This is a genomic window from Pseudomonas sp. QL9, assembly GCF_041409665.1.
GTDB classification, from domain to species: domain Bacteria; phylum Pseudomonadota; class Gammaproteobacteria; order Pseudomonadales; family Pseudomonadaceae; genus Pseudomonas; species Pseudomonas knackmussii.
In genome coordinates this window covers 5,476,580-5,489,186 of sequence record NZ_CP166971.1, presented here as the reverse complement: position 1 = coordinate 5,489,186, position 12,607 = coordinate 5,476,580, and the positions used below count along the sequence as shown (strand labels likewise).

Below are 12,607 nucleotides of genomic sequence, written 5' to 3'. Positions count from 1 at the left end.
CGCTAAGCTGCCGCCCCCTGACTCACCTGCCGCGAGAGGCCCCCATGGCTAACCAAGACATCACCTTCATCCCCGACGCCGATCCGGAGTCGATCTCCTCCGACGTCGCTGGTTTCGGCGGCCTGCTGGTCTCCACCCAGATCCCCACCCGCGAGGACGGCAGCCTGGAGCTGGGCGGCATCGTCGAGCAGAGCGAATGCACCCTGCGCGCCCTGCAGGTCGCCCTGGAACGCGCCGGTAGCGGCATGGACCGCGTGCTGCACCTGACCATCTACCTCACCGACATGGCCGACCGCCCGGCCTTCAACGAGGTCTACCAGCGCTTCTTCGCCAAGCCGTACCCGGTGCGTGCCGCCGTGGGCGTGGCCTCCCTGGCCGTCGAAGGCATGCGCGTGGAAGTCACCGCGCTGGCCGCCAAGACCTGATCCGCACCGCCGCCGTCCGGCGCCCTGCCGGACGGCGCATCCATCGGGCAGCGCACGGGTGCCGGCCGGGCGTTTCGCCGGTACAATGCGCGCCTTGCCGTGCCACGCCCGATGAAGAAGAACATGTCCCTGCCCAAGAACCACCTCGAACTGCTCAGCCCCGCCCGCGATGTGAGCATCGCCCGCGAAGCCATCCTGCATGGCGCCGACGCCGTGTACATCGGCGGCCCGAGCTTCGGTGCGCGTCACAACGCCTGCAACGAGGTGAGCGACATCGCCCAGCTGGTGGAATTCGCCCATCGCTTCCACGCGCGGGTGTTCGTCACCATCAACACCATCCTCCACGACGACGAGCTGGAGCCCGCGCGCAAGCTGATCCACCAGTTGTATGACGCCGGCGTCGACGCGCTGATCGTGCAGGACCTGGGCGTGCTCGACCTGGACATCCCGCCGATCGAGCTGCACGCCAGCACCCAGACCGACATCCGCACCCTGGAGCGGGCCAAGTTCCTCGACCAGGCTGGCTTCTCGCAGCTGGTGCTGGCCCGCGAGCTGAACCTCAAGGAAATCCGCGCGATCGCCGACGAAACCGACGCGGCCATCGAGTTCTTCATCCACGGCGCGCTGTGCGTGGCCTTCTCCGGCCAGTGCAACATCTCCCATGCGCAGACCGGCCGCAGCGCCAACCGCGGCGACTGCTCGCAAGCCTGCCGCCTGCCCTACACCCTGAAGGACGACCAGGGCCGCGTGGTGGCCTTCGAGAAACACCTGCTGTCGATGAAGGACAACAACCAGAGCGCCAACCTCAGCGCCCTGGTCGACGCCGGCGTGCGTTCCTTCAAGATCGAAGGGCGCTACAAGGACATGGGCTACGTGAAGAACATCACCGCCTATTACCGCCAGCGCCTGGACGGCATCCTCGCCGAGCGCCCGGACCTCGCCCGCGCTTCCAGCGGCCGCACCGAGCACTTCTTCCTGCCCGACCCGGACAAGACCTTCCACCGCGGCAGCACCGACTACTTCGTCACCGAGCGCAAGGTCGACATCGGCGCCTTCGACACCCCGACCTTCACCGGCCTGCCGGTGGGCGTGGTGGAGAAAGTCGGCAAGCGCGACCTGATCGTCGCCACCCACGAACCCCTGACCAACGGCGACGGCCTCAACGTGCTAGTCAAGCGCGAGGTGGTCGGCTTCCGCGCCAACATCGCCGAGCCGAAGGGTGAGTTCGAGGAAGACGGCGAGAAGCGCTATCGCTACCGCGTCGAGCCCAACGAGATGCCCGAGGGCATGTACCGCCTGCGGCCGAACCACCCGCTGTCGCGCAACCTCGACCACAACTGGCAGCAGGCGCTGCAGAAGACCTCCGCCGAGCGCCGCGTCGGCCTGTCGTGGGTCGCCAAGCTGCGCGAGGAACGCCTGGAGCTGACCGCCACCAGCGAAGAAGGCGTGAGCGTCAGCGTCGCCCTGGACGGCCCCTTCGGCGCCGCCAACAAGCCGGAACAGGCGCTGGAACAACTGCACGACCTGCTCGGCCAGCTGGGCACCACCCAGTACCACGCCGACCGCATCGAGCTGGACGCCCCGCAAGCCTTCTTCATCCCCAATTCGCAGCTCAAGTCGCTGCGCCGCGAAGCCATCGAGGCGCTCACCGAAGCCCGCGTGAAGGCGCACCCGCGCGGCGGCCGCAAGGCCGAGAGCAACCCGCCGCCGGTATACCCGGAGTCGCACCTGTCGTTCCTCGCCAACGTGTACAACCACAAGGCCCGCGAGTTCTACCACCGCCACGGCGTGCAGCTGATCGACGCGGCCTACGAGGCCCACGAGGAACCCGGCGAAGTGCCGGTGATGATCACCAAGCACTGCCTACGCTTCTCCTTCAACCTCTGCCCGAAACAGGCCAAGGGCGTCACCGGCGTGCGCACCAAGGTCGCGCCGATGCAGCTGATCCACGGCGACGAGGTGCTGACCCTGAAGTTCGACTGCAAGCCGTGCGAGATGCACGTGATCGGCAAGATGAAGGGCCACATCCTCGACCTGCCGCAGCCGGGCAGTGCGGTCGACCAGATCGTCGGCCAGATCACCCCCGAAGACCTGCTCAAGACCATCCGCCGCGCGCCGCACTGAGCGCGCTCCTAACGCAGTCCGCTAGAGAGCGCCGTTTCTTCCGTGAGGGGGAAACGGCGTTTTCTTTTGGGGTATGGGACCCGGGATCTCCGCGCTGCTTCGGCTGGCTGGGCCGTGCTGCTTTTCGCAGGAGCGAGCTTGCTCGCGAACAAACCGCGTGCCGAATCGGTTCGCGAGCAAGCTCGCTCCTACAGGCTCACGCCTCCCTCGCCACGTCGCCTTCCGCCCCTCGCTTAATCAATTCCTAAGCTCCGTCCGGTACTTAGTCTCCCGCGGCGTGCCCTCGCGCGCCGTCGTCATGGCAGCGTTATCCGCCTAGGCCATACTCGGTCTGCTTGGACGCAACGCTCCCCCCTACTTCCGACGCGAAGAGACCTGACCATGGCCCTGCTGTTCACTCCGTCGCCAGGCCTGCGGGACGCCGCGCCCAATCGTTGGGACTGGATTCTCCTGCCGCTGGTGCTCGTGCTGCTGGTGCTCGCCGCCTATGGCGCGATGCAGATGAGCCGGCCGTTCGTGGTCGGCCAGGCACTGCCGATTTCCCTCGATCCGGTCTACCTGCCCTACTACCTCTTGCGCACCATCCTGCGGATGTTCACCGCGCTGGGCTTCTCGCTGCTGTTCGCCTTCGTCTTCGCCGCGATCGCGGCCAAGTACCGCGCCGCCGAGAAGGCCATGATCCCGCTGCTGGACGTGCTGCAGTCGGTGCCGATTCTCGGCTTCCAGGCCATCGCCATCGCGCCCTTCATCGCGCTCTTCCCCGGCAACCTGCTGGGCGTGGAATGCGCGGCGATCTTCGCCATCTTCACCTCCCAGGCATGGAACATGGCGCTGAGCCTGTACCAGTCGTTCCGCACCGTGCCGCCGGAGCTGAACGAAGCCGCACGGATCTTCCGCCTCTCCGCCTGGCAGCGCTTCTGGCGCCTGGAACTGCCCTTCGCCATGCCCGGGCTGCTGTGGAACATGATGATGTCGATGTCCGGCGGCTGGTTCTTCCTGGTTGCCGCCGAGGCCATCTCGGTGGCCGGGCAGGACATCAAGCTGCCCGGCATCGGCTCCTACATCGCCGTGGCCATCGACCAGCGCAACCTCGGCGCCATCGCCTGGGCCATCGGCGCGATGCTCGCCGGCATCCTGCTCTACGACCAATTGTTCTTCCGCCCGCTGCTGGCCTGGGCCGACCGTTTCCGCTTCGAGGACACCCAGGGCGACACCGCGCAGCGCTCCTGGTTGCTCGACTGGGCCCGCCGCAGCCGTTGGCTGAGCGCTGTCGGCGAGTGGCTGGCGAATGGCTTCCAGCAGGCCATGGGCTGGTTCGCCCAGCGCCACGACGGCACCGTGGCGCGGCGTCAGTGGGTGCGCCTGCCGAGCTGGTGGCCGCGCGCCTGGGACGTGATCCTGGTGCTTGCCTGCGCCTTCGCTTTCTTCCGCCTGGGCCTGTTCGTGCACCAGGACGTTGGCTGGGGCGAGGCCCTGCACGTGGTCGGCCTGGGCCTGATCACCCTGTGCCGGGTGATGCTGCTGATCGGCCTCGCCTCGCTGGTGTGGGTGCCGCTGTCGATCTGGATCGGCCTGCGCCCGCGCTACTCGCAGAAGGTCCAGGCACTGGCGCAGTTCCTCGCCGCCTTCCCGGTCAACCTGCTGTTCCCGCTGGTGGTCCTGGCGCTGGTGCACTTCCAGCTCAACCCGAACATCTGGCTGAGCCCGCTGATGGTGTTCGGTACCCAGTGGTACATCCTGTTCAACGTGGTCGCCGGTGCCGCGACCATCCCCTACGAGCTGCGCCTGGCCGCCGACAACCTCGGCCTGCGCGGCTGGCTGAAGTGGAAGCGCGTGTACCTGCCGGCGGTGTTCCCCAGCTTCGTCACCGGCGCCATCACCGCCAGCGGCGGCTCGTGGAACGCCAGCATCGTCGCCGAGTACGTCAGCTGGGGCGACACTTCGCTGGTGGCCAACGGCCTGGGCAGCTACATCAAGCAGATGACCGACGCCGGCGACTTCCACCGCATCGCCCTGGGCATCGGCGTCATGTGCATCTACGTGATGCTGCTCAACCGCTTCTTCTGGCGCCGCCTGTACCTGCTCGCCGAAAACCGTCGCTGAGGACTTCAGATGAAACAACCGCTGATCGAACTCAAGGCCGTCAGCAAGGCCTTCCAGGCGTCCGACGGCACCCCGCGCACGGTGCTGGAAGGGGTCGATTTCCACCTCAACGAACGGGAGATCGTCGCCCTGCTCGGCCGTTCCGGCTCGGGCAAATCGACCCTGCTGCGGATCATCGCCGGGCTGGTCGGCGCCGACCGCGGCAGCGTCACCTACCGCGGCCAGCCGATCCACGGCCCGGTGGCCGGCGTGGCCATGGTCTTCCAGTCCTTCGCGCTGTTCCCCTGGCTGACCGTGCAGCAGAACGTCGAACTCGGCCTGGAAGCCCAGGGCGTGGCCACCGCCGAGCGCGCGCGGCTGGCCACTGCCGCGCTGGAATTGATCGGCCTGGCCGGCTTCGGCGGCGCCCTGCCGCGCGAACTCTCCGGCGGCATGCGCCAGCGCGTGGGCATCGCCCGCGCCCTGGTGATGAACCCCGAAGTGCTGCTGATGGACGAGGCCTTCTCGGCGCTGGACGTACTCACCGGCGAGACCCTGCGCGACGACATGCTCGAGCTGTGGGAAGAACACCGCATCACCACACGCAGCATCCTGGTGGTGTCGCACAACATCGAGGAGACGGTGATGATGGCCGACCGCATCCTCATCCTCTCCAGCGATCCGGGCCGCGTGCGCTCGGAGCTGCGCATCGACCTGCCGCGCCCGCGCAACGCCGACTCGGCGGAAGTCCGCGCGCTGATCGACGAGGTCTACGCGCTCATGACCCAGCGTCCGGAAGTGGCCGCTGCCGCCGGCGCGCCGCCGGCCGTGGAGCTGGGCTATCGCCTGCCCGACGCCGACATCGCGCGGATGGAGAGCGTGCTCGAACTCATCGCCGCCGAACCCTTCGACGGCCAGGCCGACCTGCCGCACCTGGCCGAGGAAACCGAGCTGCCCGACGAGGTGCTGTTCCCGATCTACGAAGCGCTCGGCCTGCTCGGCTTCGCCCAGGTGATCGAGGGCGACATCCGCCTCACCCGCCAGGGCCGCAACTACGTGACCGCCCGCCAGGCGCGGCGCCAGGACCTGTTCGCCCGCCAGTGCCGCAACCGCGTGGCGCTGATCGGCTACATCCTCGACAGCCTGCACCTGGAGCCGGCCGGCGTGCTGGAGCGCAGCGTGCTCGAACGCCTGGAAGACCACATGGATGCCGAGGAAGCCGAGCGCGTGCTCAAGGTGGCCATCGAGTGGGGGCGCTATGCCGAGCTCTACGAGTACGACTTCCATACCCGCCGCCTGACCCTGGCGAAGGTCGCCACGCCGGAGGCCTGAAACGACTGCCCGCTCGAAATCGAGCGGGCAGTCACTTCGCACCTAGTGCTTCGCTGCGTCCTTCTCGTGCAGCAGCTCGCGGATCACCGCTTCCTGCTCGTCGTAGTCGCCCTCGCCGATCGCCACATAGCGGATGCGGCCCTGGGCGTCGATGAAGTAGTGCGCCGGCCAGTACTGGTTGGCGAAGGCGTTCCACACCCGGTACTGGTTGTCGATGGCCACCGGGTACTGGATGCCGTGCTCGGCCACCGCCTTCTTCACGTTGTCGAGGATGCGCTCGTAGGGGTACTCGGGCGTGTGCACACCGATCACCACCAGGCCCTGGTCGGCGTAACGCCGCGCCCACTGGTTCACGTACGGCAGGGCGTGCTGGCAGTTGATGCAGTCGTAGGTCCAGAAGTCCACCAGCACCACCTTGCCGCGCAGGCTCGCGCTGTCCAGCGCCGGGCCGTTCAGCCACTGGGTTACGCCATCCAGCGCCGGCATCGCGCCGAGGTCCGGCAGGTTCTCGGCATGGGCCGCCGGCACCAGTTTCGCGAGCAGCGCCGGCACAGCTTCCAGTACCTGGCGTTCGATCCCGGCACCAAAGCGCGACGAGCCGCCCACCAGTTTTGCATCGACGCCGCTGGCGATGCCGACCAGCGCAAGCAGCGCCAGTACACCGGTACCCCGACGCAGCCACTCCAGGCGCGGCAGAGAAGCCCGCGCACGCTGGTAGAAGGCACGGCCAGCGAATAGCAGCACGCCGAGCGCCAACGCACTACCCAACCCATAGCTGAGCAGCAGCACGCTCGTGGAAGCACTGGGCCCCTGGAGCATGGCCCCGGAAAGGATCAGGCCGAGGATCGGCCCGGCACAGGGCGCCCACAGCAACCCGGTGGCGCCGCCGAGCAGGAATGCCGAAAGCGCCTTCGGCAGCCCCTGGGCGTCGCCATGCAAACGTTCGCCCAGGCGCACCCAGGGACGTGCCAGCCAGGTGCCCAGGCGAGCCGACAACAGCGACGCCGCCGACAACGCGAGCAACAGCAACGCCAGGTAGCGGCCGTACTGGCTGGCCTGTACCACCCAGGCGCCGGACAGCGCCGCCAGGCTGGCCAGCGCGGCGAAGCCGCTGGCCATGCCCGCCAGGTTCAGCAGCGGCACCCAGGCCGGGCCACCGGCACGCGGCAGCAGCAGCGGGAGTACCGGAAGGATGCAGGGGCTGAGCAAGGTCAGCACCCCGCCGAGAAAGGCAATGAGCAGCATGGAAACCTCGTCGTATCGAGTATGGACGTGCGCCCGGCGAAGGCCGGATCAACCGCCATCGGCACAGTCACTGGCGAACTTCTGGTAGGCCAGGCTGTGCGGCTGGCCGTGGGAGTCCAGGTAATCCATGCGGGCGTTCACCACCCCGCAGGAGGGCGCGGCGTCTTCGTGGATGCTCAGCACCTGCTTCACGTCCAGCGTCTGGCCGTAGTGGTACTGCTCGACGGGGGCGGCAAAACTGGCCAGGGGAGCGATCAGGGCCAGCAGGCCGGCGGTCAGGAAGCGCTTTTTCATGTCGGTGTCCTCTATGGATGAAGGCGAAAGCCCGTTGGCTTCCGTTGGCGTCCATTTGAAGGCCCGGGGGTATCGCCCCTGTGTCGGCGAGAGGCCGCGAATGCTGCCCGAGGTATCTGTAGTGCGAGCGGATACAGTGGAATACAAAGGGTGGCAGGCAAGCGCCGGCGCGCCCGATACACTGGCCCCCAAGACAAATTCGCGAGGAACTGCCATGGACCATATCGACCACATCCTGATCGTCGACGACGACCGGGAAATCCGCGAACTGGTCGGCAACTACCTGAAGAAGAACGGCCTGCGCGTGAGCCTCGCGGCGGACGGCCGGCAGATGCGCGCCTTCCTCGAGGGCAACGCGGTCGACCTCATCGTCCTCGACATCATGATGCCCGGCGACGACGGCCTGAAGCTGTGCCGTGAGCTGCGGGTGGGCAAGCACAAGGCCACGCCGGTGCTGATGCTCACCGCGCGCAATGACGAGACCGACCGCATCATCGGCCTGGAGATGGGCGCCGACGACTACCTGACCAAGCCCTTCTCCGCCCGCGAGCTGCTCGCGCGGATAAACGCCGTGCTGCGCCGCACGCGCATGCTGCCGCCGAACCTGCAGATCAGCGAAGCCAGCCGCCTGATCGGCTTCGGCAAGTGGCGCCTGGACACCACCGCGCGGCACCTGCTCGACACCGACGACACCATGGTCGCCCTGAGCGGCGCCGAGTACCGCCTGCTGCGCGTGTTCCTCGACCACCCGCAACGCGTGCTCAGCCGCGAGCAGTTGCTCAACCTCACCCAGGGCCGCGAAGCGGACATCTTCGACCGCTCCATCGACCTGCTGGTCAGCCGCCTGCGCCAACGCCTGGAAGACGACGCCCGCGAGCCGGACTGCATCAAGACCGTGCGCAACGAAGGCTACGTGTTCGCCCTGCCCGTCCAACTGATCGAGCCCCACGCCTGATGCGCCTGCCCCGCACCCTCGCCGCGCGCCTGGCGCTGATCTTCCTCGGCGGCCTGCTGCTGGCCTACGGGCTGTCGTTCAGCTCGCAGTTCTACGAGCGCTACCAGACCGGGCGCAGCATCATGCTCGGCAACCTGGAGACCGACGTCGGCACCGCCGTCGCCCTGCTCGACCGCCTGCCGGCCAGCGAACGCGCCGCCTGGCTGCCGCTGCTGGATCGGCCCAATTACCGCTATCGCCTGGACGAAGGCCTGCCCGGCGTCCCCCTCGATCCGAAGAACCTGCCCATGGCCGTGCCCACCATCCAGCAGGCGGTCGGCCAGCGCTTCGGCCTGCACTTCGAGAGCGTTCCCGGCCCGCAGGCACGCTTCCAGGCGCACATGCGCCTGAGCGACGGCCAGCCGCTGACCCTGGATGTCACCCCCAAGCCCATCCCGGTGGCGCAATGGCTGCCCGTCGTGCTGGTCGTGCAACTGGTCCTGCTGCTGCTCTGTACCTGGCTCGCGGTGCGCATGGCGATCCGCCCGCTGACCCGCCTCGCGCAAGCCGTCGACCACCTCGACCCGAATGCCGAAGCACCGCACCTGGACGAAGGCGGCCCGCGCGAAGTCGCCCACGCCGCCCGCGCGCTCAATGCCCTGCACGGGCGCATCGGCGACTACCTGAAGGAGCGCATGCAACTGCTCGCCGCCATCTCCCACGACCTGCAGACACCCATCACGCGGATGAAGCTGCGCGTCGAACAGATGGACGAAAGCCACGAGCGCGAACGCCTGTGGAGCGACCTGAATGAAATGCAGCACCTGGTCCGCGAAGGCGTGGCCTATGCGCGCAGCATGGATGGCGCCAGCGAGGCGCAGCAGCGCGTCAATCTCGACGCCTTCCTCGACAGCCTGGTGCTCGACTACCAGGACGCCGGGCAGGACGTAAGCCTCGAAGGCAAATCCGGCGTCTCCTTGGATACTCGCCCCCACGCGTTGCGCCGCGTCGTCGGCAACCTGCTGGACAACGCCCTGAAGTTCGGCGGCGCCGCCGAGCTGGACGTACAGCGCGACGCCGAACGCGTCTGTATCCGCGTCTCCGATCGCGGCCCGGGCATTGCCGAGGCCGAGCTGGAGGAAGTCTTCAAGCCCTTCTACCGCGTGGAAAGCTCGCGCAACCGCAGCACCGGCGGCACCGGCCTGGGCCTGGCCATCGCCCAGCAGCTGAGCCAGGCCCTGGGCGGCCGGCTGAGCCTGAGCAACCGTGAAGGTGGCGGACTCTGCGCGCAACTGGAGCTGCCGATACACGCGCAGACATAGCGGCCCGCGCAGAAACAGCATCCGGCCCCTGCCTTTGTTGCCTTGCCAACCAACTCGGCTGACGACGCTTAACCCCATCAGCGCCGTCCATGGCGCAATGCAAGCCAGGATCACTCCGCCTCGAATGCGGCTCGCACCTCGGCGACCGTTGCCGCGCTGTCCTGCAGGTGCGGAAAGTGGCCGATACCGGCAAGGATTCGCAGCGGCGCATGTGCGCGACTGGCCAGTTCCTCGCCCATGTCCTTGCTGATGAGGATGTCCTGCTCGCCCCACACCACCGAGACCGGTGTATTGAGTTTCGCCAGGTTCGACTCGAAGTACTGCTGGTCGCGGGTGAAGTACGAATAGTAGTGATAGAAGGCATCGGCTGGCGTCAGTTCGCCGCTGGGCCAGCCCTTCGCCAGGTCCTCCCGGAATGCGTCCGAAATGCCATAGTGCGAGGTCGCAGGCAGGCCTCGGGTGAACACGTTCTGGAGAATCTCGTCGCGCGTTGCGTTGAAGGCAGCCCGCATGGCCTCTGCCGAGGCGGGGTCTTTCATGCTCTGCAGGCGCTCCTGCATGTACTGCGGACGGTCGAAGGGGGCGAAGTCGCCCACGATGATGCGCCTGGCGAGCCCTGGTTCGTCGATGGCTGCGAGCAGCGCGGGCAAGGCACCGATGTCGGTTGCGTAGATCACCAGGTTGCGCCGGTCGATCCCGGCCTGCTCGATGTAGCCCCTCAGGACCCTGGCGTAGTCCCTTGGCGCATAGGCGAACCGGTCGGCGGAGGGCCGCGACGACTGGCCATATCCGGGCCAGTCGAAGGCATGCACCTCGTACTCCGCGCCCAACGTCGCGGCAATGTCCTGCCAGGCATAGATCGTTTCGGGAAAACCATGGACGAACAGCACGGTCCCTTTCGGACTGGCGCACTGCACCCGCATGCGCCTGAGCTGGATATCGGCGTCGATCCGCACATAGCCGAATTCGGGTGTCTGCGCAGTACCGGACAAACGAGCCGTGGAGTTTTCTTTCATGTCTATCACCTCCGCTGAATCGCCCAGCAAATCGCTGGGCCTGCAGCATTGAAGGAACGGCTTGTATCTCGCGTATCACGGCCACTGCGGACACTCGCCTCGCCAGGTATCCGCAGCCCCAGCCGATACGCTGGAATACAAATGAAGGCCCGGACGAAACTGACGTCCCCGCATAGTGCGCCTCGTACCTGATAGCGGCCAGCAAGGCGCATATCGGTGCACCTGACAGCCTGGCCAGAATCGCGACTGGCAGGTTCGATGTCCCGGATCCACGCGCTCAGGGTCGCAAGCGACTTCGTTCCCGCCAGGACGCGGGTGCTCATCGCGTTTCCCGCGGACCGCTTCGGCTCGGCGTCTTGAGCACCGCAAAAGGCCCATCGCAGCCTTGGCTGGCTAGCAGACCCAACGTGCAGCAGAAGCGCCCCATACACAGGGATACATAACGGCCCGCGGCGGGACACATCCGGGATACGCCGCCCCGGGAACATGGCACCACGAGCAGCGACGGCACCCCGCCAGTCGCGCTCAGGCCCAAGGAGCCCGCCATGTCCCGACCCCTCGCCCGACCCAGCCTGCACGGCTGGCGCCTGTTCGCCCTGCTCGCACTCGCCGTGCTCGTCGCCACTGCGCTAGCGCTGGCCGCCCAGCCGCAATGGGTCGAAGCGCTGCGCAGCGCCATCCGCGTCACCGCGCGCACCTCGTTCGCGATCTTCCTGGCGACCTTCCTCGCCTCCTCGCTCGCCAGCCTCATGCCCAGCCCGGCCACCCGCGCGCTGCTGCGTGAGCGGCGCTTCCTCGGCCTGTCCTTCGCCTTCTCGCACTTCGTCCACGGCGTGCTGATCCTGGTCTACGTGAAGCTCTTCCCCGAGACCTTCTGGCACGGCCGCTCGGTGGCCGCGAACATCCCAGGGTCGGTGGGCTACGTGTTCATCCTGCTGCTCACCCTGACCAGCTTCCCGGCGGCCGTGAAAGCCCTTGGCGCGCGCTCCTGGAAGCTGCTGCACGGCACGGGCACCTGGGTGCTGGCAGCGATCTTCTGCCTGTCCTTCTACAAGCGCATCCCGCTGAACCCCTGGTACGCCGTCGGCCTCGCCCTGATCGCCAGCGCCATCGTCATCAAGCTCGTCGCCAAGCTGGCCGGGCATAAACGCCGCTCCGCCCTCGCCCTTTCTTCCCGTTGATCGCCCTTCTTTCGAGGAAACAGCCATGCAAAGCCTGATCAAAGCCGTCACCCGCCCGCTCGACAGCCTCGCCGCCTGGAGCGCCGACATACCCCTGCGCCTGTTCCTGGCCTGGGAGTTCCTCGAATCGGGCCTGGAGAAATGGAACGGCGACAACTGGTTCGCGCAGATCCACGACGCCTTTCCCTTCCCCTTCAACTACCTGCCGGCGAGCTTCGACTGGCAGGTGTCGATGTGGGCCGAACTGATCGCCCCGCTGCTCCTGCTGCTGGGCCTGGGCACCCGCTTCGCCTCGGCGGCGCTGGCAGTCGTGACAGTCGTGGCCATCGCCGCCGTGCACTGGCCGGCACACTGGTCGACCCTCGCCGAACTGGCCCAGGGCTACTCGATCAGCGACAACGGCTTCGGCAACTACAAGCTGCCGCTGATCTACCTGGTCGCCCTGCTGCCGCTGATGCTCAAGGGCTCCGGCCGGCTCAGCCTGGATGCGCTGCTGCACCGGCGCTGAGGTGCGCGAACTTGCTCGCGAACCCAACGCACGGCGCTTCCCCCCTGTAGGAGCGGATCTCATCCGCGAATTCTCGGCACGGTGCATCCCTGTAGGAGCGGATTCATCCGCGATTCTTTTCGCGGACAAGGTCCGCTCCTACAC

At 67.3% G+C, this 12,607-nt stretch carries 11 protein-coding genes; 8 read left to right on the top strand and 3 right to left on the bottom strand.

The features are described 5' to 3' along the window. Positions 1-44 precede the first annotated feature (44 nt). The 4 genes from ACA097_RS25560 (at position 45) to ACA097_RS25545 (ending at position 5,963) form a co-directional block, all read left to right on the top strand. Positions 45-425 (top strand): RidA family protein, encoded by a 381-nt coding sequence (locus tag ACA097_RS25560; RefSeq protein ID WP_371366857.1) that lies wholly within the window; start codon positions 45-47, stop codon positions 423-425. A gap of 123 nt (positions 426-548) precedes the next feature. Then, positions 549-2,549 (top strand): U32 family peptidase, encoded by a 2,001-nt coding sequence (locus ACA097_RS25555; RefSeq protein WP_371366855.1) that lies wholly within the window; start codon positions 549-551, stop codon positions 2,547-2,549. 381 nt (positions 2,550-2,930) lie between these two features. Continuing rightward, a complete protein-coding gene (locus ACA097_RS25550; RefSeq protein ID WP_371366853.1) occupies positions 2,931-4,652 on the top strand; it encodes an ABC transporter permease in 1,722 nt (573 codons plus the stop codon). Between the two features lie 9 nt (positions 4,653-4,661). After that, complete coding sequence (locus ACA097_RS25545) at positions 4,662-5,963, top strand: nitrate/sulfonate/bicarbonate ABC transporter ATP-binding protein (protein WP_371366851.1); 1,302 nt, start codon at positions 4,662-4,664, stop codon at positions 5,961-5,963. A gap of 42 nt (positions 5,964-6,005) precedes the next feature. Here the strand turns inward: ACA097_RS25545 and ACA097_RS25540 are convergent, their stop codons facing one another. Continuing rightward, on the bottom strand, positions 6,006-7,208 hold the full coding sequence (locus tag ACA097_RS25540; RefSeq protein WP_371366849.1) for a cytochrome c biogenesis protein DipZ: 1,203 nt from the start codon (positions 7,206-7,208) through the stop codon (positions 6,006-6,008). A 48-nt stretch (positions 7,209-7,256) separates the two neighbouring features. Further along, positions 7,257-7,502 (bottom strand): DUF2790 domain-containing protein, encoded by a 246-nt coding sequence (locus ACA097_RS25535; RefSeq protein ID WP_043252901.1) that lies wholly within the window; start codon positions 7,500-7,502, stop codon positions 7,257-7,259. 214 nt (positions 7,503-7,716) lie between these two features. On the opposite strand from ACA097_RS25535, the gene ACA097_RS25530 reads away from it, so the two are divergent. Then, positions 7,717-8,457 (top strand): response regulator, encoded by a 741-nt coding sequence (locus tag ACA097_RS25530; protein WP_371366847.1) that lies wholly within the window; start codon positions 7,717-7,719, stop codon positions 8,455-8,457. Beyond that, positions 8,457-9,758 carry a HAMP domain-containing sensor histidine kinase gene (locus ACA097_RS25525; protein ID WP_043252905.1) on the top strand — a complete coding sequence of 434 codons (1,302 nt, stop codon included), beginning with the start codon at positions 8,457-8,459 and terminating at the stop codon, positions 9,756-9,758. Before ACA097_RS25530 ends, ACA097_RS25525 begins: the two co-directional genes overlap by 1 nt. 110 nt (positions 9,759-9,868) lie before the next feature. Here ACA097_RS25525 and ACA097_RS25520 read toward each other — a convergent pair whose 3' ends face one another. Then, positions 9,869-10,774 (bottom strand): alpha/beta fold hydrolase, encoded by a 906-nt coding sequence (locus tag ACA097_RS25520; RefSeq protein ID WP_371366844.1) that lies wholly within the window; start codon positions 10,772-10,774, stop codon positions 9,869-9,871. 545 nt (positions 10,775-11,319) lie between these two features. On the opposite strand from ACA097_RS25520, the gene ACA097_RS25515 reads away from it, so the two are divergent. Then, complete coding sequence (locus ACA097_RS25515; protein WP_371366842.1) at positions 11,320-11,955, top strand: hypothetical protein; 636 nt, start codon at positions 11,320-11,322, stop codon at positions 11,953-11,955. Positions 11,956-11,980: 25 nt separating this feature from the next. Continuing rightward, positions 11,981-12,463: a DoxX family protein gene (locus ACA097_RS25510; protein ID WP_371366840.1), complete on the top strand. Its 483-nt coding sequence runs from the start codon at positions 11,981-11,983 to the stop codon at positions 12,461-12,463. Positions 12,464-12,607 lie beyond the last annotated feature (144 nt).